The sequence below is a fragment of the Micromonospora sp. NPDC005299 genome (genome assembly GCF_042872345.1).
Classification (GTDB): domain Bacteria; phylum Actinomycetota; class Actinomycetes; order Mycobacteriales; family Micromonosporaceae; genus Micromonospora.
Window position 1 is genome coordinate 67,315 of record NZ_JBIAKG010000001.1, and the last position, 18,372, is coordinate 85,686.

The window sequence follows — 18,372 nt, forward strand, 5'->3', positions numbered from 1 at the left end:
GCTACCGCCGGGTAGCTTGGCGGCGTACCGTCGCGGTCGTGGAACCCGACGTGCTGGGACCGCCGTACGAGCGGCAGACGATCGACCTGGGCACCGACGACGAGGGACCGGTCGTCGCGACCCTGGTCCGCCGGCGGGCGGAGCGCCCGACCGGTCGGGCCGTGCTCTACGTGCACGGCTTCGTCGACTACTTCTTCCAGACCCACGTCGCCGACTTCTTCGCCGAGCGCGGCTGGGACTTCTACGCGCTCGACCTGCGCAAGTACGGCCGCAGCCTGCAACCGCACCAGACCCCGAACTTCTGCCGCGACCTGAGCGACTACTTCCCGGAACTGGACGCCGCCGCGAAGATCATCCGTCAGGACGAGGGCCACGACACCCTGCTCGCCATGGGCCACTCCACCGGGGGCCTGATCATCTCGCTCTGGGCGCACGCCCGCCGCGCGGCCGGCCTGGTCGACGGGATCGTCCTCAACAGCCCCTTCTTCGACATCAACGCGCCCTGGCTGGTCCGTCGACCCCTCGCGGCCGCCGTCTCCCGGCTGGGCCGCCGGGCGCCGCAGCGCATCCTCCCGTTCGGGCTGGGCACGGTGTACGGCGAGAGCCTGCACGCCGACCACCGCGGCGAGTGGCGCTACGACCTGGCCTGGAAGCCGCTCGCCGGGTTCCCCGTGCGGGCCGGTTGGATCAACGCGATCCGCGCCGGCCAACGCGAGCTCCGGGCCGGCCTGGACATCCCGGTGCCGGTGCTGCTGGCCTGCTCCACCCGCAGCTACCGGGGCACGAAGTGGCACGACTCGGCCACCCTCGCCGACGCGGTGCTCGACGTGGAACACATGGTGCGCTGGGCACCCCGGCTCGGCCGGCACGTCACCCTGGCCCGCTTCGACGGCGGGCTGCACGACCTGACCCTGTCCGGCCCCGCCGTACGCGAGAAGGTCTTCACGGAGGTCGGGCGGTGGGCGGAGGGCTTCCTCGGCGCGGGGCCGACCGAGCCCGCGGCACCGGCGCCGCGGCGGCCGGCCGAGTCGGCCGGCGCGACCGCCGAGGGCTGAGCCGGGCCGGTCAGCGGTAACCGGCGGTCGCCGCCGCCAGTGCCGACCGGATCCGGTCGAACGTCGCGACCGGGTGGCCGCGATCGTCCGCCGGCAGCAGGAGGCCCAGGCAGCGCAGCGAGAGCTCCCCGTCGGGTGCCTCGACGCCGAACACCGGCGCGCCCACGTACCCGGACGGCAGCTCCGTGGTGACCCGCACCTCGTCGCCGTCCCGCGCCACCCGTTCGATCACCGCCTCCAACGGCCGCGACCCGTCGTCGCCGACGCCGAGCGCCAGCACGAACGCCGAGCCGGGCTCCGCGCCGACCCGGGCGACCGCGTCGGCCGGCGCGGCCACCGCGTCGGTCACCTGCTGGGTACGCCAGCTCCAGCCCCCGTCCTCGGCGTATCCGTGCAGCCCACCCGTGGGCATGGCGGCCAGGCCGAGCTCCGGCAGGTGCAGCCACCGGTCGGCGAAGTCGGGCAGCTCGATCGGCTCCGCGGCCGCCTCCGCCGGCTCGGTGAGACTCGGCCGCAGCCCGAGCTCCCCGTACGGCGCCCGGGTGGTCGCGGCGGCGGTGAGCAGCCACTCGTGCACCACCTCGCCGTCGTCGGTCGCGCCGATCAGCTCGCTGTAAAAGAAGGCGGTGCCGACGGTCGTACCCGGCGCACCGGGCCCGTCCGACCCGCTCACGGGCAGGATGGCGCGGCCGAGGAGCTGGCACAGCTCGTACGCGATCTCGTTCTCGGTTTCCTGGTCGAGCAGCACGACGCCGAGGGTACGGACCGGCCCGGCGTCGGTGGCCCGTGACCCGGATATCCAGGGTGCCCGCGGAGGCCGGGCCGTGGGACGCTGAGCAGCGACGTGGCCGCGCCCACCCGTTCCCCCGGCGAGCCCCGGCTCGGCGGTACCCTCTTGGCGCGACACCGTCGACGCGCGCCCGTAGCTCAGCGGATAGAGCAGGGGACTTCTAATCCCAAGGCCGCAGGTTCGAATCCTGCCGGGCGCACCCCTGCGAATCATGGTGCGGAGCTTCACTAGTCTCTGCAGGTGATCTCCTACCGCGCTACCGGCCCCGCAGACCACGACCGCGTGACCTCCTGGATCGTGACCGAGCCCGTGGGGTGGATCACCGCCGACCGTTACCTGGCCGAACTGGCCGAGGACATGTACCGGCCGGAATGGACCTGGATCGCCGAGCACGACGGCCGGGTCGTGGGACGGGCGTTGTGGTGGGGGCCGAAGGGCAGCACGCATCCGGTCGCGCTCGACTGCCTCGACGTGGATCCTGCCGTGGGCGACCGTGCCGCCGTCGCCGCTGAGCTGATCAGGGCCGCGCTGGCCGGGTTCCCGGAGCCGGTGCAGTACGCGATCAAGGTCACCGGTGGCTGGCGCGACGATCCGGCCACCTCGGCGGCCGTGGAGTGGCGGCGGGCGGCGGCGCACGCGGCGGGCCTCACCCGGGAGGTGGAGCGGCTGCAGTTCGAGTGGGCGCCCGCCGACGGGGTGCCCCCCGCGGCCGGGAGGCTGCGGTTCGCCGAGGCCTCCGACGAGGAGTTCCTCGCGGTGTTCCGGAGAATCGCCGAGGGCAGCCTGGACGCCCAGACCCGTGCGAACCTGGCCGCCAAGGGCGTGGACGCGACCGCGCGCGAGGAGATGGACTTCTATCTAAGCGCGCCGGGCAAGCGGGAGTGGTGGCGGATCGCCTACACGCGCGAGGGCGAGGTGGCGGGCCTGGGGATTCCCTCCGCAACCCCGTACAACGTGAACGTCGGCTATCTCGGGGTGGTGCCGGAGTTCCGTGGGCGCGGCTACGTGGACGAGGTGCTCGCCGAAATCACCCGCCTTCACGCGGCCAACGGGTCGTCACGCATCACCGCCACCACCGACTTGGGCAACGCGCCCATGGCGGCCGCTTTCGGTCGCGCCGGATACCGCAATACGGAGATCCGGATCAACCTTTCCAACGACGTCCCGCACTAGGCGTTCTGCCCGTATCGACGGCGCTACGTCCACGGTGGGGTGTATCGGCTCACGTAGCCGCGAGCACGAGGGAGCGGGTCCCGCCAATACTGGTCCGGCATGCGGGAGTGGTGGGTCTCGCAGAACTCAGCGAGGCCTTCCACTATCTTGACGCGCTCCAGCCGGCGGCCCTCGAAGGCCGTGTTCGCCGCCAGCAATTGCGGCTCCGGATTCCAGCCCGAGTGGTCGAATGCCCAGCCGTCGCAGAGCGCGTAGACGTGGAAGACCTGCCAGTCTCCCGCCACGCGCACCCCTGCCATCTCGATCGGCCGGTCGGGGTAGGAATCCCGGCAGACCCAGGCCAGGATGTGACACGCTCCGGCAGCGAAGAAGGCCTGGTCCGTCCGTTCCCAGGCGATCCGCTGATCTGATCGCTCGATCTCCGTCCGACGAAAGACCCCCGCTGCTTCGGCCGTCACGACCCGGGACGTTATCAGCGCGGCCCGACGGATCAAGCTCGACGCCGAACCTCTGCACTGGTGGTCGAGCTTCTTACTGACTCGCTCCACAGCCGGGCCTCCGCCGACAACCGCGTCACCGTCACCTCCTTCGCGGCGCCGTACCGGGCCCGACTGTCGGGATGCAGCTCGGCCGCACGCCTCTTCGCCGCCTCGTACCGGCGGGCAGCTGCGGGATTGGCCTCGATGTAGGCGCGGAAGACGCGGTTCTCTTCCGGCGCCAGCGAGGTGACGCCGAAGACGTGGAGATGGTGGCTCCGCCTCCCGGCGGTGTCCTTCGCGAAGAACAGGTGGTCGCTGTCCTCGGGGAAGACCATCGGGCGATAGACGTACCCGATCTGTTCGAGTGGCCGGAGGTTGGCGACGACCGCGTCGACCTCTGGCACGACCGCCATGATGTCGATGATGGGCTTGGCCGCCAGGCCGGGAACACTTGTGGATCCGATGTGCTCGACGCTCAGCGCCTCGGGCAGGGCCTCCGACAACAACCGCTGCTCGGCCTCGAACCGCTCCGGCCAGGTCAGGTCGTAGGGCACCACCTCGACCACGCGTGCATCGTCCTTCACGTCGGTCACCGTAGCGGCCGGGTACGGCCGAGCCCACCCGCTGTCGCTATGCGGGGAGCGCGCACATGCTCCGGGCATCGCGCTCCCAGTCGCTTCCCACCAGGGCGACGGGGTAGCCGACCTCCCTGACCTGCTTGTCCCCGCTCTCGACGGAGAACCGTATCGACAACGGCTCCGGCTGAAATGCGAACGCACACTCGAAGCTCAGCTCGACCAGGAGCTGACGGGTGCTGCCCGCGGGCAACCTCGGCCCTTCTCCCGTGCTGCGCACCACGACGCCCGGCCTCTCCGCATGAGCCTGACGTAGCGTGACGGGCGCGGGTCCGGCGTTGATCAACGTCAGCTGCCCGGACAGTTCGACCGATCCTTGGGCGAACGAGCCTCCCAGGTTCGCCGATCCCGGTAGGGCGACGAGAGCGACTACAGCGTTCTGCTCCCGCTCAGCGCGCGAGTCTTGCAACTCGCCGACAGCGAGGCCGCCAGCACAACGCCGACCACGAAGGCAGCGACGAGCCGCACGGTCGGCTTCCGCCTACCAGCACTCGGAGGTCCAGCCGCGTGCGGTACGACCGGCTGGGCGGGCCGGAACGCTCAGAGGTTGCCGAAGGTCGGCGCGCCGGTGCCGTCGTAGGTCAGCATGGTCACCCCGGTGCCGGAGGTGCGGGTGCCGGTCAGTCGCAGGCCCGCCGGGGGCACGGCGTCGGCGAAGAGTCGCTGCCCGCGCCCGAGCACCACCGGAAAGACCAGCAGTTGGTACGTGTCAATGAGCCCTTCCCGCATCAGCGACCGGGCGAGCGCGCCGCTGCCGTGCACCTGGAGTTCGCCGCCGGGGCGGTTCTTGAGTTCGGTGACGGCGGCGGCCAGGTCGCCGTCGAGGCGGTGCGAACCCGACCAGGTCAGCTCGTCGTTCCGGGTGGTGGCGACGTACTTCGGCAGCCGGTTGAGCGGGTTGTCCGGTCCGCCCTCGGCCGGGTCGGTCACGTGCGGCCAGTAGGCGGCCATGATGTCGTAGGTGCGGCGGCCGAGCAGCAGGGCCTCGGCCCGCTCAAGGGTCTCGCCCATCCACCCGCCGACCGTCTCGTCGAAGTGCGGCGGCAGCCAGCCGCCCAGGTCGAACCCGCCGGTGCGGTCCTCCTCCTGCCCGCCGGGGGCCTGCATGACGCCGTCCAGGGTCAGGAACGTGGTGATGGTGAGTCGCATGACTGTCCCCTCCTTCGTGACCGGCCCCGCGCCGGCCTCCACCCTGCCGACGGCCGAGGAGCAACCGATTCGACAACCCGGACCGACCAAGATTGTGACCTGGACCACAGTGTCCGGTTCGCCGGAGGGCCTGCGGCCGGACAGGGGCGGCGGTCAGCGGCGGGAGCGGGGCCGACGTAGTCTCCGGTCATGGTGACCGAGACGGATCTCCGCCTGGGCGACGGCCGCACGCTGCACGTCTACGACACCGGCGGGGCGGACCGGCTCGCCGTCTTCTGGCACCACGGCACGCCGAACATCGGCGCCCCGCCCGCGCCGCTGTTCGCCGCGGCCGACCGGCTCGGCCTCCGCTGGGTCTCCCACGACCGCCCCGGATACGGCGGATCGACGCCGCTGCCGGGGCGCGACATCGCCTCCGCGGCCGCCGACGTCGCCGCGGTGGCCGACGCGCTGGGCCTCGACCGGTTCGCGGTGATGGGCCACTCCGGCGGCGGTCCGCACGCCCTGGCCTGCGGCGCGCTCCTGCCCGACCGGGTGGTCGCGGTGGTGGTCGGCGCCGGCCTGGCACCGCACGGCGCGGCCGGGTTGGACTGGTTCGCCGGCATGGTGCCCGCCGGGGCGGCGTCGCTGCGGGCGGCCGCCGCGGGACGGGCGGCCAAGGAGGCGCACGAGGCTTCGGGCGTTGCGTACGACCCGGAGTTCACCGCGGCCGACCTGGCCGCGCTGCACGGCGAGTGGTCCTGGTTCGACGGTGTGGTGGGCCCGGCGATGCGGGCCGGCCCGGGCGGGCTGATCGACGACGACCTCGCGTACGTGCACCCGTGGGGCTTTGACCCGGCCGAGGTGACGCCGCCGGTGCTGCTGGTGCACGGGGAGCGGGACGGGGTCGCGCCGGTGGCCCACGCCGAGTGGCTGGCCGGCCGCTGTCCCGCCGCCGAGCTGCGCCGCTACCCGGAGGACGGGCACATCTCGGTGCTGCGCCACGCCGGGCCGGCGCTGGAGTGGCTGCGCCGGCATGCCGACGAGGCGTCCGCCCGGTAGCGGGTGAGGCGGCAGCCGGTCAGGGCGTACGCGGACCGATGCCGTCCGCGGCCGAGGGGCCGATCAGCAGTCCCACCTGCCGCCCGATGAACCGGTACGCCACCTGCTTCGCCGCCCAGAGCAGGTAACCCCGGTCGGCTTCGGCGATGCTTCGCCCGTCGGCGTGCCCGACGCTGCTGAGCAGCACCCAGCTTCCGGTCGTGGAGCTCACCGTGATGGTCTCGGGTGTCCCCCGCCGCCTGGAACATGCGCTCCGGCATCGCCTCGGCCACGGTCACCGGCGGCGCCTCGGTCCGGACCAGCGCCACCGCGAGGGTGCCGAGCAGGGCCACCGCGACGAGGGCGGGTCCGCCGGGTCCGCGAGCCGACCGCCGCGGGCCCTCGGCCCGGACGGTCAGGACGAAGACGGCGACCACGGCCAGGCCGGCGCCGACCCCGCCCCAGCGGATCCCGGTGGCCATCGCCCCGGCCGCCGACCCGTCGAGGAGCAGGTCCAGGGCGGATCGCTTGCCGGGCACGTGCACCCAGGCGACCAGCAGGAACGCCAGGCCGACCAGCACGGCGGCGACCCGGGCCGGCGCGCTGAGCCGTGCCCACAGCACGAGGGCAACCGCGACCCAGAGAACCGGGAGGGTGATGAGGAGCCAGCCGACGACGGCCATCCCGGTACCCGTGCAGCCCGACACGGCGCAGCCGCTCTCGTCGACCCGGGTCCGCACCTAGGTAAGAGCGGCCCCCGCCCTAAACAGGGTGACCAGCCGCCGCGGGGCGTCCACCATCGACGGATGCCGCAGCATCGACCCGCCGAGCCGGACATCACGCGCTACTACACGGAGGTCTTCGCCGAGGCGGACCGGTTGGACCGGTCACCGCAGGGACGGTTGGAGGCGCGCCGCACGCGCGACCTGCTCACCCGGCTGCTGCCGGCGCCGCCGGCCGAGGTGCTGGATGTCGGCGGTGGCCCCGGCGCGTACGCGGGCTGGCTCGCCGCGGCCGGGCACCGGGTGCACCTGGTCGACCTGGTGCCGGCGCACGTCGCTGCGGCCCGGGCGACGTACCCGGGGATCACCGCGACCGTGGGTGACGCGCGGAAACTGCCGCTGCCCGACGACGCGGCCGACGCCACTTTGCTGCTCGGCCCGCTCTACCACCTGCCTGACCAGGCGGACCGGGTGGCGGCGCTGCGCGAGGCCGCCCGGCTGACCCGGCCCGGCGGTCCGGTGCTCGCGGCCGTGATCAGCCGCAACGCGGCCCTGATGGATCTGACCGTTCAGGGGCGGGTGGACGAGCACCACCGTGCGCTGCTGCGCGAGGAGTACGCCACCGGGGTGAACGATCCACGGAGCGGCTTCACGACGGCCTACTTCCACCGGCCCGGGCAGGTGGTGGACGAGTTCGTCGCGGCCGGCCTGCCGGCCCCCGCGGTGTACGGGGTGGAGGGTCCGCTGTGGCCGGTGCTGAACGCGCTCGGCACCGGCCCGGCCGAGCGGCTCTTCGCCGACGCGGTGGCGTGCGCCGAGGCGTTCGAGCGGGATCCGGCGGTGCTCGGGGAAAGCGCCCACCTGCTCGCCGTGGCCCACACCGGAGCGGACCGGAGCCGGCCGGCCGGCGGGCGGGAAATCTGCATAGCGACGCGCCGCGTACCGAGGGTGACCAGGTAGGGCCGTACGTGTTATTCTCCGGCGTCGATCTACCGTGCGGACCCGACCGGGTCGCTGCCGGAAGGACACCTCCCCCGATGCCGGTCGTAGCCGCCACGACCCTGCCGCCGTCCCCGCTGGACCGGCCGGCGGGCGGCGCGTTCACCCTGATCTTCACCACCCTGCCGGCGCTTCTCCGGCTCACCTGCGGCCTGGTCGCCGCGGTGGTCGCGCTGACCGTGCGCACCCCGCCGGTCCGGGTGTCCCTGCTGGTTCCGGCGATCGTCGCGCTCACCGTCTGGTCCGTCTGGTACGCCGTCCGCGCGCTGCGGTACGGGTTCACCGCCGCGCTGGTGGCCGGCGACGTGGCGCTGACGACCGCGGCCGGGCTGGCGATCCCCTGGCTGGTCGCGCCGGAGGTGCTGCCCGGCGAGGGAAGCTGGATGGCGGTGCTGGCCAGCACCACCGTGATCAACGCGCAGGCCGCCGCCCCGGCCCGCTGGTCGGTCCCGGCCGGGCTGCTGGTCACCGCCGGCTACGCGACCGGCGCCTCGCTCGCCGGCAACCCGGTCGAGGCGCGGGCGCACGCCGGGACGCTGCTGGTCCAGACCGGCTGCACGGCGGTGATGACCGCGGTGATGCGCCGCCGGATCGGGCGCGGCGACGCCGCCTTCGCGGACTACCAGCGGCTGTCGCGGGAGGCGGTGGTGGGGCGGGCCGCCCGGGAGGCCGAGCGGCGGCAGAACCGGGACCTGCACGACACCGTCCTCGCCACGCTGACCATGGTCGGGCTCGGCGCGGTGCCCGGTCCGTCCGCCGCGCTGCGCGAGCGGTGCGCGGCCGACCTGCGTGCCCTCACCGCCCTCGCCGACGTGCGCGCGACGCCGGCGGGCGAGGTGGCCCTGGACGAGCGCCTGCGGACGGTCCTCGCCCGGCTGCCCGAGCTGACCGTGCACGCGACGCTCGCGCCGTGCAGGGTGCCCGCGGCGGTCGCCGCGGCGCTCGCCGACAGCGCCGCCGCCGCGCTGGCCAACGTGGTCCGGCACGCGCCGGGCGCCGCCGCCACGCTGTGCCTGGCCGGGGACGCCGGCGCCGTCGTGGTCGAGGTGGCCGACGGCGGCCCCGGCTTCGACCCGGCCACCGTCCCGGCCCACCGGTACGGGCTGCGCGAGTCGATCCACGGGAGGATGTCCACGGTGGGCGGCGGCGCGGTCGTGACCTCCGCCCCTGGCACGGGTACCCGGATCCGGCTGGAGTGGTCCGGTGTCCACTGAGGCGGAAGCGGTCGGGACCGGCACGGCGGTTCCGTCGATCGTGCGGCAGCGGACGCCGGAGGGCGCCGACCCGGGGGCGGCCGCGACCGCGGCGCACGCGGTGGGCGACGCCTCGGACCGGGGCGCCCGGATCGCGGCGGTGCTCATCGCGCTGGCCTGGCACCTGGCGATCGGGTTGCCGGCGCTGCTCACCTCCTGGTCCCGGCTGGCCGCCCCGCCGGTGGTCGCCGCCGGCTGGCTGGTGACCGCGGCGGTCGGCGTCGCGGCCGGCGTACGCCTGCTGCGCGGCGGGCTGCCGCCGGCCCGGCTGCTGGCGGTGGCGCTGCTGGTCGTCGACGGGGTGGTCTTCGCGGCGGCCGGTGAGCGGCAGCTCTTCACCGCGGGCAACTGGGTGTGGGGCGGCCTGGCGTGGTTCTTCCTGCTGGTGCTCTGGCGGCGGCCGGTGGGCTGGCTGCTCGGGCTGCTCGCCGCGCACGCGGCGATCGCCCTGGCCGCGGTGGTCCTGCACGGCGCCACCGCCCCGGCCGACCTCAGCCGCTACGCCATGTACGTCTACGGCACGTCGTCGCTGCCGGTGGCCGTCTTCGCCGGGGCGGCGGCGATCGCCGCGCTGGCCCGGGACCGGGCCTCCACCGCCGCGGCGGAACGGGCCGTGGCGGTGGAACGCGACGCGGCGGAACGGGCGCAGCGGGAGCGGCAGGCGCGCCTGGCGCTGGTCAGCGGCACCGCCGAGGAGGTGCTGGCCGCCCTTGCGGCCGGCGACGCCGACCCGGGCGACCCGGCGGTACGCGGTCGCGCCGTGCTGGCGGCGGCCCGGTTGCGCCGGCTGATCGCCGAGTCGGACGACGTGCCGGATCCGCTGCTGCACGAGCTGCGCGCCGCCGCGGACCTGGCGGAACGGAACGGCCTGCCGATCGAGCTGGTCGCCGTCGGGGCGCCGCCGGAGCTGCCGGTCGAGGTCCGCCGGCGGCTGGCCGACCCGGCGACCGCGGGGCTCGCCGGCGCCCGGGGCTGGGCCCGGCTGACCGTGGTGGCCGGCCCGGACGAGGTGGTGGTCAGCCTCGTCACCCCCGACCACGACGGGCCGGAGGCGACCGGCCCGCCCGGCGGGGACGGGGACGGGCCGGTGGAACACCTGCACGAGCGGGACGGGGAGATCAGATGGACGCAGACCCGGTGGCGGAGGACGTGACCGGCGGGCAGCCGGTGGGCGTGGCGATCGTGGACGACCATCCGGTCGTGATCGACGGGGTACGGGCCTGGCTGGCCGGCGAGCCGCGGCTGCGCGTACTGGCCACCGGCGACGACCCGGACGTGGTGCTGAGGGCCGCCCCGGAGGCCGAGGTGGTCCTGCTCGACCTGCGGCTGCACGGGCGGATGGTGCTCGACAAGCTCGCCGAGCTGAGCGCCGCGGGCCGCCGGGTGGTGGTCTACTCCGAGCACACCGACCCGGAGACCATGCTGGCCGCGCTGGACGCCGGCGCGGTGGCGTTCCTGGCCAAGCACGAGGGTCGGGAGCACTGCGTGGCCACCGTGCTCGCCGCGGCGAGCGACCGCCCGTACGTGCCGCCGGCGCTGGCCGGGGCGATCGTGGGCGATCCGCGTCCGGACCGGCCGGCCCTGTCGGACAAGGAGCGCGAGGCCCTGCTGCTGTGGTTCCAGTCGATGTCGAAGGCGTCGGTGGCGCGCCGGATGCGGATCAGCGAGCACACCGTGAAGCAGTACGTGGACCGGGCGCGGATCAAGTACACCCGGGCGGGGCGGCCGGCCGCCACCAAGGCGGCGCTGCTCGCCCGGGCGATTGAGGACGGCCTCGTCCGGCCGGAAGATATCGGCATCTACCGGTCACAGGCGTCCGCCGACCGGCCGACCCCCTAACGGGCGTCATGACAGCCGCCCCCGGGTGGGCCAGGCTCGACGTATCGCCAACCGCCACCGGGAGGTCGTGACCGTGCAGGAGGACGCCGCTCCCTTCTTCATCGGGCCGCACCGCTTCGACGCGGATGACGATCCCACCCATCCCCTGCTCGATCGCCGCTACGCGCTGCTCCCGGAACCGGGCGAACGACTGCTCGGGCAGCACCGGCTGCTGGTGGCCGGTCATCTGCTCGGCCCCACCGACGACCTCCGGTCCTGGGCGCTGCCCACCCCGGCCGCGGTCACCGTGACCGACCGGCGGCTGGCGTACGTCTGCACCGGCTCCGAGCTGTCCCTGGTCTCCGGGCGGGGCGGCCGGGCGGACGCCCGGCACCGGCGCCCGCTCCGGCTGTCCCGCCTGGTCAGCGGCCAGATCCGCTGGCAGTGGCCGTCCCGGCTGGAGCTGGCCGAGAGGCCCGACGGCACCGGCGAGCTGCGGGTGGTCTGCGACGCGCTGCGGACCATCCGGCAGCCGGCGCTGGCGCTCGCCGGCCCGGTCGACCTGGTCGCCGGGTTGACCCGGCAGGTGCGCCGGTCGGTGGCCGCGTTCCGGCTGGCCCGCCCCGAGCTGGTGGACCTCTCCCCGCCGGAGCGGGACACCCTGGCGGTCCGGATGAGCCCGGCGCCCGGCCCTACCCTGGGTGCGGTGACCCTGCCGGGTTCGCTGCCGGTCGAGTTCCTGTCCCGGGACGACTACTACCGCCCGGCGGTGGCGGAGCCGCCGGGCTGGCCCCGCCAGGACGTCCCGGCGCGGGACCGCCCCGGCTCCGCCTGCTGACCCGTGCTCAGCCGGCCAGCCGCAGCGCGGCGGGGTCGGGGCGCCCCCGGGCGCGCAGCCGGCGCAGCATCCGGGCGTCGGTGAAGCCGACCGTGCGGGCGGCGGCCTCCACCGTGGTCCCGTGCCCGATGAGGTGCTCGGCCCGTTCCACCCGCAGCAGCTGCTGGTAGCCGAGCGGGGTCAGCCCGGTGGCCTGCCGGAACAGCCGGCTCAGGGTGCGTTCGGCGACCCCGCAGGCGGCGGCCAGCTCGGCCAGCGGCAGCGGCTCCGCGTAGTGCGCGTCGATCAGGTCCTGCGCCCGGTGCACCGCGTCGGAGAGGTGCGACCGGTGCCGCATCATGGCGCTGGCCTGCTGTTCGTGACCGTTGCGCCGGGCGTACACGACGAGGGTGCGGGCGATCCGGGCGGCCACCGCCGGGCCGTGCCGGGTGGCGATCAGGTGCAGCGCCACGTCGATGCCGCTGGCGATGCCGGCGGAACTGACCACCCGGTCGTCGACCACGTAGAGCACGTCGCGGACCACCCGGGCCGCCGGGTGTCGCCGGGCCAGCTCGTCCTGCACGTCGTGGTGCGTGGTGCAGCGCCGCCCGTCGAGCAGGCCGGCCCGGGCGAGCGCGAAGGCGCCGGCGCAGACGCTCGCCACGGTGCCGCCGGCCGCGTGGTGGTCGGCCAGCCGCCGCAGCCCGTCCGGCCCGACCGGCCCCGCCGGGCCGTGCGCCGACACCCGCCAACCGGGTACGACCACCAGGTCGTCGCGGTCCAGCGCGGGCCAGTCGAGGGTGGCCCGCAGCGACACCCCCTGCACGGTCGGCACCTCGGGGGTGGCGGCGACGTAGTGCAGGCGGTAGTCGTACCCGAGGTCGGCGGCGGTGGAGAAGACCTGGGCCGGCCCGGCGAGGTCCAGCAGATGCAGCTGCGGGACCAGGAGGAACACGACGGCTCCAGGTCGCGGCGCGGCGCCAGACGCGCCGAGCTGGAGTTGTCGGTCGACCCGGCTCATGGGATCAGGCGCCGGCCGGGACCGCGGCCGCGACGGCTCCAGGTCGCGGCGCGGCGTCGGACGCGCCGGGCCGGAGTTGTCGTACCACCTCGGCGACGGTGCGCACGGTGGCGAACCGGCCGGCCAGGGCGTACTCGGTGCGGGCGGTCATCTCGGCGGTGGACAGGGTGCGCGGGTCGGCCAGGATCCGCTCCAGCGGCGCGTCGGCCGGCAGGTCCCGGTGCGGGGTGGGGAAGGTGACCGTCGCGTCGGTCACGAACGTCATCTCGTACCCGAGGTCGCAGCCGACCCGGGCGGTGGTCTCCACGCACTGCTCGGTGCGGATGCCGCAGACCGACACCGCGCGGATCCCGGCGAGGGTGAGCACCTGCTGGAGGTTGGTGGTGGTGAAGGCGTTGTGCGAGGTCTTGACCAGCGTCGGCTCCCCGGCCGCCGGGGCGAGGCCGTCGATCAGCCGCACGTGCCCGGAGGCCGGGTCGAAGACGCCACCGGTGCCCGGCTCGGCGTGCAGGACCCAGACCACCAGGTCGCCCCGGCGGCGGGCGGCGTCGACCAGCCGGTTCACCTGCTCGACGATGTCCGGCTGGGAGGCGTGGGCCCAGATCGGGCGCTGCCGGAAGGACTCCTGGACGTCGATGACGACGAGTGCTGCTCTGCTCATGGGCTCGATCCTGGCCGGGCGGGCGCCCGGCCGGCAGACACCATCATGCCCGGATGCGGAACGATCCGGTCACGCCCGGGGCCTCGGCGCGCGGATCAGGAGGTGGGGGTGCGGCGGCCCGGGCGGTCCAGCTCGGCGGCCTGCTCGGGAGTGGGCGCGGCGCCGCCCAGGTGGGCGGGCTGCCACCAGGCGTCGTCCGGGCCGGCGGGCTGGTCCGGATACTCCCGCTGGGCCTGGTCGACCAGCGCGGTGAGCCGGGTGCGCAGCTCGGCGGTCAGGGCGTTGCCGTCCGGGTAGGCGGCGGGGTCGATCGGCTCGCCCACCAGGATGGTGATCGGGGTGTGCCGGCGGGTCAGGGTGCGCGGCCGGCCCTTGGTCCACAGCCGCTGGGTGCCCCAGAGCGCGACCGGCAGCAGCGGCACGTCGGCCTCCTGGGCCATCCGGGCCGCGCCGTTCTTCAGGTCCTTGACGGTGAAGGAGCGGCTGATCGTCGCCTCCGGGAAGACGCCGACCACCTCGCCACGGCGCAGCGCGCTCACCGCGGAGGCGTACGAGCCCGCGCCGGCGGCCCGGTTCACCGGAATGTGCTTCATGCCGCGCATCAGCGGGCCGGAGACCTTGTGCCGGAAGACGGCGTCCTTGGCCATGAACCGGACCAGCCGGCCGGAATCCCGCGCGCCGTAGCCGCAGAAGATGAAGTCGAGGTAGCTGACGTGGTTCGAGGCCAGCACCGCCCCGCCGGTGCGCGGCACGTGGTGGCTGCCCTCCACGCGCAGGCGCAGGTCGAGAGCGCGGAACATCGTCTTGGCGGCGAGGATCACGGGCGGGTACACGAGTTCCGACATCCGCCAACTTTACCCCGAGTAGGTTACGCGACCGTAGGGGCGAAAAGTGCGGTCGGCCACCCGCTCTGCCCTCGGCAGAGCGGGTGGCCGACGGCGTACCGGAGCGGCCAGCATGGCGGGATGACCGATCGCGCCGTACTGCTCTGGATCCACGGCGGCGGGTGGCGGGCCCGCTCCGACGAGGACGGGGCCGCGCTCGCACCGCTCGGGCTGCGGGTGGTGCCCGCGACCTACCGCTTCGCGGCCGAGGCCCGCTGGCCGGCCCAGCTCGACGACGTACGCGCCGCCGCGCGGGCCGCCCGCGCCACGGCGGGCGGGCTGCCGCTGCTGGTCGGCGGCGACTCGGCCGGCGCGATGCTGGCCCTGCACCTGGGCCTGCGCGGGGTGGACCGGCCGGGCGACGTCCGGGGGGTGCTGGCCTACTGGGCGCCGGTCGACCCGCTGGACCCGGAGTGGCGGCGGCGGCGCCGGCACGACGACCCCTGGGCGGGCCTGCTCGGCCACCCGCCCGCCGCGGGCGACGCGGCGACCGTCGACGCCACCGTCGCCAGCCACCTGGGCTCGGGGGTGCCGGTGCTGCTGGTGCAGGGCCGCGACGACGCCGCGGTGCCGGCCGCCCAGTCGGTCGGGCTGGCCGGCCGGCTGCTCGCCGCCGGCCATCCGGCGCACCTCTGGCTCACCCACGGTGGGCACGAGCTCGACCTGGCCCGCCCCGACATCCGGGCGGTCACCGCCGCGTTCCTGGACAGCGTCCTCCCGCCGGGCTGAGCCGACTACGGTGCAGGGCATGCCCGATCTCACCGCGATCGTCATCCACTGCCGCGATCCCTACCTGCTAGCCCCGTTCTGGAGCACGGTGACCGGGCTGCCCGTGGTCGAGGAGGACCGGGCGAAGCTCGCCGACCGGTCGCTGGAGCCGGACGAGTCGGTGCTGTTGCGCGACCCGGCCGGGCGCCGGCCCGACGTCTGGATCAGCCCCGTCGACGACCTGCCCGGCGCCGGCCGGATCCACCTGGACCTGGTCGGCGACGCGGAGGAGCGGGCCGCCGTGCTGGAGGCGGGCGCCACGATGGTCCGCGAGCTGCCCCGGTGGACCGTGCTGGCCGACCCGGAGGGCAACGAGTTCTGCCTGCTCCCCCGGAGCGAGGCGCACGGCGACACGCTGCTGCCCGGGCACTGAGGCCGCGGCGGCGCGCCGCCGGCCTTCCGACCGGCGGCGCGCAGGACCCCGTGCGTCAGGAGGCGGCCTGGTTCTCCAGTTCCAGCCGGCCCCGGGCGAAGGCGTCCACCCGGCCCCACCGGCCCGGGATGTCCAGCACCTCGATCCGCCCCATGCCGACCGGCAGCCGCGGGTCCACCGCGAGGTGCCCCTCGTGCGGCTCCAGCCCCAGCATGGTCCGGATCAGCAGCAGCGGGGCACCGGTCGACCAGGCCTGCGGGCTGCACGCCGTCGGATACTCCACCGGGAACTTGGTCAGCTCCCGCTGGTAGCCGCCGAACGCCTCCGGCAGCCGCCCGTCGAAGTACCGCGCCGCGTCCAGGATGCCGTTGGCGATGGTGGCGGCCTCCTCGGCGAAGCCGTACCGGCGCAGACCCCAGGCGACGAACGAGTTGTCGAACGGCCAGATCGTGCCGTTGTGGTAGCCGATCGGGTTGTATCGGACCTCGCCCTCGGCCAGCGTGCGTACCCCCCAGCCGGAGAAGAGCCGCGGGCCGACCAGGTGCGCGGCGATCTGCGCCGCCCGGTCCTCCTGCACGATGCCGCTCCACAGCAGGTGGCCGATGTTGGAGCTGAGCACGTCGCACTGCCGGCCGGTGGGGTCCAGCCCCAGGGCGTAGTAGCCGCCGTCGTCCACCCACCAGTCCCGGTTGAAGCGCTCCTTCAGCTCCGCCGCCTCGCGTTCCAGCTGGTCGGCGTACACCGGGTCGTCCCAGAACTCCCGGGCCAGCCGGGCGGCCCGCATCTTCGCGTCGTACGCGTACCCCTGCACCTCGCAGGTGGCCCGGGGGAACGGCGGCAGCGTGCCGTCGGAGTACGAGAGGGAGTCCCAGGAGTCCTTCCAGCACTGGTTCTCCAGGCCGGTGTCGCTGTTGCGCCGCTCGTACCAGATGTAGCCGTTGCCGATCAGGTCGGCGTAGTCGTCGATCCACTTCAGCGCGGCCCGGCACTCCCGTTCCAGCTCCTTGACCAGCGCGACGTCGCCGCTCCACTTTTCGTACTCGTCGAGCAGCACGATGAACAGCGGCGTGGCGTCCACCGAGCCGTAGTACGGCGAGTGCGGCTGCTCCTCGAAGGCGGCGGTCTCGCCGTAGCGCATCTCGTGCAGGATCCGGCCCGGGTCCTCGTCGCGGAAGTCGTCGAACCGGGTGCCCTGCAACGCGCCCAGGATGCGCAGCGTGGTCTTCGACATCTCCGGCGCGAACGGCAGCACCTGGAGGCAGGTGAGGATGCTGTCCCGGCCGAACATGGTCATGAACCAGGGCAGGCCGGCGGCCGGCAGGGTCTGCCCGCCGAGCGAGAGCGGCGAGAACCGCAGCGCGGCCAGGTCGATCAGGCTGCGCCGGTACGTCGCGGCCACCTGGCCGTGCTCGCTGTTCACCTTCGGCGCCCTCGTGATCCACTGCTCCAGGTCGTGCTGGAGGGCCAGCCGCTCGGTGCCGTGCGCCCGCAGCCCCATCCGCAGGTCCCGGCCACCCGGCCCGACGGCGTGGGTCTGCACGTCGATGGCGGTGTCCCACTGCTCGTTCGGTTCGAGGTGGAGGGTCCAGGCGAACCCGTTGCGGTCGTAGCGGGCCGGTCGGGAGGCGGAGATGACCGTCTCGCGCCGGAAGTTGCCGCGCCGGTAGCCGAGCCGGAGCCTGTCCGACTCGGCCTCGGCGTACGTCTCGCCCTTCTTGTTCAAGATCTCGTCCTTGACCTGGAACAGGTCGGCGAAGTCGGCGCCGGCGTCCATCCGGATCTCCAGGTCCACCGCCTTCTCGTCGTGGTTGAGGATGGTCAGCGACTCCCGGAAGCTGCCGCCCACCGCCCGCTCCCGGATGATCGACAGCTTGGCGTCGACGTAGTGCGTGGCCATCCCCGGCACCAGGAAGAACCGGGCCTCGTAGTACTGGAGGTCGTCGTAGGAGAGCGCGTTGAGGCGCTCGCCGTTGACGGTCAGCACCCACTTGGACAGGAACCTCATGTCGAGCGAGAAGAGGCCCGTCGGCTCGCTCGGCGTGGCCTCGATGTCACCGGTGTCCTCGGAGACCACGAACGTGTTGCCGTCCAGGATCCGGATGGTGTTGCTCGCGGCCATCAGGCAGTCCTCCTCTGGAACGCGTGGTGCGGCCCCCGCGAATCCGGCGGACCGGGGAAGATTCGTTCGACCTGCAACACCAGGCGCAGGTCGCCGGAGACCGTCATGTCTCCGCGCAGCAGCGCCGCGATGGCGTTCTCCTCACCGCTGACCAGCTCGCCGAAGAGCCGCGGCTCGGCCCCGACCACGGTGTCGGCCTCCCGGTCCTCCTGGCGGACCCGGAGGTTGCCCCGGTCGATCTCCAGCAGCCAGTGCGTGGTCTGCGGTCCCTCGTGCAGGTCGAACCGGAGGGTTCCGGAGGTCTTGACCAGCAGTGGCTCGAACCCTCGCCGGTCCAGGTCCTCGAAGAATCTGGTGGTCATGTCCATCGGGCGACTCCTCCCGCGATCCGCGGCCTCCGACGTCCGAGGACGGGTCCCCGCCGGGTACGGGGGCCAACCTCGCCCGGTTCGGGTGAGTCGCGCTCCGCAGGCGGTGTCGGATCCGGGCGGTACGGTGCTGCCCGTGCTCGACCTGGTTGCGCCGGACACGCCCTACCAGTCCGCACGGCGCTGGCCGGCCGCCGCCGACCTGGACGACGACCGCCTGGAGCTGGTCTGGTCTTGCGCGGCGCCCCGCACCTGCACCGCCGGGCGA

General features: G+C 74.3%; 20 protein-coding genes and 1 tRNA gene. 11 read left to right on the forward strand and 10 right to left on the reverse strand.

The window, feature by feature from the left end; translation table 11 throughout:
• The first annotated feature begins 38 nt into the window (after positions 1 to 38).
• Positions 39 to 1,055 (forward strand): alpha/beta hydrolase, encoded by a 1,017-nt coding sequence (locus tag ACFYPD_RS00330; RefSeq protein WP_387107108.1) that lies wholly within the window; start codon positions 39 to 41, stop codon positions 1,053 to 1,055.
• A 10-nt stretch (positions 1,056 to 1,065) separates the two neighbouring features.
• On the opposite strand, the gene ACFYPD_RS00335 is transcribed toward ACFYPD_RS00330, so the two are convergent.
• Positions 1,066 to 1,803: a hypothetical protein gene (locus ACFYPD_RS00335; RefSeq protein ID WP_387107109.1), complete on the reverse strand. Its 738-nt coding sequence runs from the start codon at positions 1,801 to 1,803 to the stop codon at positions 1,066 to 1,068.
• Between the two features lie 168 nt (positions 1,804 to 1,971).
• On the opposite strand from ACFYPD_RS00335, the gene ACFYPD_RS00340 reads away from it, so the two are divergent.
• Together ACFYPD_RS00340 and ACFYPD_RS00345 are read left to right on the forward strand one after the other, a co-directional pair.
• Positions 1,972 to 2,044, forward strand: a tRNA-Arg gene (locus ACFYPD_RS00340).
• 98 nt (positions 2,045 to 2,142) lie between these two features.
• Positions 2,143 to 3,018 carry a GNAT family N-acetyltransferase gene (locus ACFYPD_RS00345; RefSeq protein ID WP_387107112.1) on the forward strand — a complete coding sequence of 292 codons (876 nt, stop codon included), beginning with the start codon at positions 2,143 to 2,145 and terminating at the stop codon, positions 3,016 to 3,018.
• 23 nt (positions 3,019 to 3,041) lie between these two features.
• On the opposite strand, the gene ACFYPD_RS00350 is transcribed toward ACFYPD_RS00345, so the two are convergent.
• The 3 genes from ACFYPD_RS00350 to ACFYPD_RS00360 all read right to left on the reverse strand — a co-directional run bounded on the left by ACFYPD_RS00350 (position 3,042) and on the right by ACFYPD_RS00360 (position 5,281).
• Positions 3,042 to 3,476, reverse strand: a complete 435-nt coding sequence (locus ACFYPD_RS00350; RefSeq protein WP_387107114.1) for a hypothetical protein — start codon at positions 3,474 to 3,476, stop codon at positions 3,042 to 3,044.
• 32 nt (positions 3,477 to 3,508) lie between these two features.
• Positions 3,509 to 4,090: a GrpB family protein gene (locus tag ACFYPD_RS00355; protein ID WP_387107117.1), complete on the reverse strand. Its 582-nt coding sequence runs from the start codon at positions 4,088 to 4,090 to the stop codon at positions 3,509 to 3,511.
• Between the two features lie 582 nt (positions 4,091 to 4,672).
• Positions 4,673 to 5,281: a dihydrofolate reductase family protein gene (locus ACFYPD_RS00360; protein WP_387107120.1), complete on the reverse strand. Its 609-nt coding sequence runs from the start codon at positions 5,279 to 5,281 to the stop codon at positions 4,673 to 4,675.
• A 189-nt stretch (positions 5,282 to 5,470) separates the two neighbouring features.
• Here ACFYPD_RS00360 and ACFYPD_RS00365 point away from each other — a divergent pair, with 189 nt between their 5' ends.
• Positions 5,471 to 6,322, forward strand: coding sequence for an alpha/beta fold hydrolase (locus tag ACFYPD_RS00365; protein ID WP_387107123.1), 852 nt, complete (start codon positions 5,471 to 5,473; stop codon positions 6,320 to 6,322).
• On the opposite strand, the gene ACFYPD_RS00370 is transcribed toward ACFYPD_RS00365, so the two are convergent.
• The gene (locus ACFYPD_RS00370; protein ID WP_387107125.1) at positions 6,229 to 7,041 is read right to left on the reverse strand and encodes a hypothetical protein; all 813 of its coding nucleotides are present in this window, start codon (positions 7,039 to 7,041) and stop codon (positions 6,229 to 6,231) included. The genes ACFYPD_RS00365 and ACFYPD_RS00370 overlap by 94 nt on opposite strands.
• Positions 7,042 to 7,107: 66 nt before the next feature.
• Between ACFYPD_RS00370 and ACFYPD_RS00375 the strand changes: the two genes are divergently transcribed.
• From ACFYPD_RS00375 to ACFYPD_RS00395, 5 genes are all read left to right on the forward strand, one after another.
• Complete coding sequence (locus ACFYPD_RS00375) at positions 7,108 to 7,983, forward strand: class I SAM-dependent methyltransferase (protein ID WP_387107128.1); 876 nt, start codon at positions 7,108 to 7,110, stop codon at positions 7,981 to 7,983.
• Positions 7,984 to 8,060: 77 nt separating this feature from the next.
• Positions 8,061 to 9,236 carry a sensor histidine kinase gene (locus ACFYPD_RS00380; protein WP_387107130.1) on the forward strand — a complete coding sequence of 392 codons (1,176 nt, stop codon included), beginning with the start codon at positions 8,061 to 8,063 and terminating at the stop codon, positions 9,234 to 9,236.
• A gap of 37 nt (positions 9,237 to 9,273) precedes the next feature.
• Entirely contained in the window at positions 9,274 to 10,428 is a 1,155-nt protein-coding gene (locus ACFYPD_RS00385; protein WP_387109071.1) for a hypothetical protein, read from the forward strand.
• Positions 10,398 to 11,114: a response regulator gene (locus ACFYPD_RS00390; RefSeq protein WP_387107133.1), complete on the forward strand. Its 717-nt coding sequence runs from the start codon at positions 10,398 to 10,400 to the stop codon at positions 11,112 to 11,114. Before ACFYPD_RS00385 ends, ACFYPD_RS00390 begins: the two co-directional genes overlap by 31 nt.
• A gap of 73 nt (positions 11,115 to 11,187) precedes the next feature.
• Positions 11,188 to 11,931 (forward strand): hypothetical protein, encoded by a 744-nt coding sequence (locus ACFYPD_RS00395; protein ID WP_387109074.1) that lies wholly within the window; start codon positions 11,188 to 11,190, stop codon positions 11,929 to 11,931.
• 7 nt (positions 11,932 to 11,938) lie between these two features.
• On the opposite strand, the gene ACFYPD_RS00400 is transcribed toward ACFYPD_RS00395, so the two are convergent.
• The 3 genes from ACFYPD_RS00400 to ACFYPD_RS00410 form a co-directional block, all read right to left on the reverse strand.
• Positions 11,939 to 12,931 (reverse strand): GlxA family transcriptional regulator, encoded by a 993-nt coding sequence (locus ACFYPD_RS00400; RefSeq protein WP_387107135.1) that lies wholly within the window; start codon positions 12,929 to 12,931, stop codon positions 11,939 to 11,941.
• Positions 12,932 to 12,935: 4 nt separating this feature from the next.
• Entirely contained in the window at positions 12,936 to 13,592 is a 657-nt protein-coding gene (locus tag ACFYPD_RS00405) for an isochorismatase family protein (RefSeq protein WP_387107137.1), read from the reverse strand.
• 95 nt (positions 13,593 to 13,687) lie between these two features.
• Complete coding sequence (locus tag ACFYPD_RS00410) at positions 13,688 to 14,437, reverse strand: lysophospholipid acyltransferase family protein (RefSeq protein ID WP_387107140.1); 750 nt, start codon at positions 14,435 to 14,437, stop codon at positions 13,688 to 13,690.
• A gap of 120 nt (positions 14,438 to 14,557) precedes the next feature.
• On the opposite strand from ACFYPD_RS00410, the gene ACFYPD_RS00415 reads away from it, so the two are divergent.
• Both ACFYPD_RS00415 and ACFYPD_RS00420 read left to right on the forward strand, forming a co-directional pair.
• Complete coding sequence (locus ACFYPD_RS00415) at positions 14,558 to 15,205, forward strand: alpha/beta hydrolase (RefSeq protein WP_387107142.1); 648 nt, start codon at positions 14,558 to 14,560, stop codon at positions 15,203 to 15,205.
• A 19-nt stretch (positions 15,206 to 15,224) separates the two neighbouring features.
• Complete coding sequence (locus ACFYPD_RS00420; protein WP_387107145.1) at positions 15,225 to 15,617, forward strand: VOC family protein; 393 nt, start codon at positions 15,225 to 15,227, stop codon at positions 15,615 to 15,617.
• 55 nt (positions 15,618 to 15,672) lie between these two features.
• Here ACFYPD_RS00420 and ACFYPD_RS00425 read toward each other — a convergent pair whose 3' ends face one another.
• The gene (locus ACFYPD_RS00425; protein WP_387107148.1) at positions 15,673 to 17,736 is read right to left on the reverse strand and encodes a glycogen debranching N-terminal domain-containing protein; all 2,064 of its coding nucleotides are present in this window, start codon (positions 17,734 to 17,736) and stop codon (positions 15,673 to 15,675) included.
• The gene (locus ACFYPD_RS00430) at positions 17,736 to 18,104 is read right to left on the reverse strand and encodes an SCP2 sterol-binding domain-containing protein (protein ID WP_387107150.1); all 369 of its coding nucleotides are present in this window, start codon (positions 18,102 to 18,104) and stop codon (positions 17,736 to 17,738) included. Before ACFYPD_RS00430 ends, ACFYPD_RS00425 begins: the two co-directional genes overlap by 1 nt.
• Positions 18,105 to 18,372 lie beyond the last annotated feature (268 nt).

What these genes read in the sequence shown, in the direction of transcription:
- ACFYPD_RS00390 (WP_387107133.1), top strand. Translation starts at nt 10,398, where the DNA reads ATGGACGCAGACCCGGTGGCGGAGGACGTGACCGGCGGGCAGCCGGTG.
- ACFYPD_RS00375 (WP_387107128.1), top strand. Translation starts at nt 7,108, where the DNA reads ATGCCGCAGCATCGACCCGCCGAGCCGGACATCACGCGCTACTACACG.
- ACFYPD_RS00380 (WP_387107130.1), top strand. Translation starts at nt 8,061, where the DNA reads ATGCCGGTCGTAGCCGCCACGACCCTGCCGCCGTCCCCGCTGGACCGG.
- ACFYPD_RS00415 (WP_387107142.1), top strand. Translation starts at nt 14,558, where the DNA reads ATGACCGATCGCGCCGTACTGCTCTGGATCCACGGCGGCGGGTGGCGG.
- ACFYPD_RS00405 (WP_387107137.1), bottom strand. Translation starts at nt 13,592, where the DNA reads ATGAGCAGAGCAGCACTCGTCGTCATCGACGTCCAGGAGTCCTTCCGG.
- ACFYPD_RS00400 (WP_387107135.1), bottom strand. Translation starts at nt 12,931, where the DNA reads ATGAGCCGGGTCGACCGACAACTCCAGCTCGGCGCGTCTGGCGCCGCG.
- ACFYPD_RS00365 (WP_387107123.1), top strand. Translation starts at nt 5,471, where the DNA reads ATGGTGACCGAGACGGATCTCCGCCTGGGCGACGGCCGCACGCTGCAC.
- ACFYPD_RS00360 (WP_387107120.1), bottom strand. Translation starts at nt 5,281, where the DNA reads ATGCGACTCACCATCACCACGTTCCTGACCCTGGACGGCGTCATGCAG.
- ACFYPD_RS00430 (WP_387107150.1), bottom strand. Translation starts at nt 18,104, where the DNA reads ATGGACATGACCACCAGATTCTTCGAGGACCTGGACCGGCGAGGGTTC.
- ACFYPD_RS00410 (WP_387107140.1), bottom strand. Translation starts at nt 14,437, where the DNA reads ATGTCGGAACTCGTGTACCCGCCCGTGATCCTCGCCGCCAAGACGATG.
- ACFYPD_RS00425 (WP_387107148.1), bottom strand. Translation starts at nt 17,736, where the DNA reads ATGGCCGCGAGCAACACCATCCGGATCCTGGACGGCAACACGTTCGTG.
- ACFYPD_RS00420 (WP_387107145.1), top strand. Translation starts at nt 15,225, where the DNA reads ATGCCCGATCTCACCGCGATCGTCATCCACTGCCGCGATCCCTACCTG.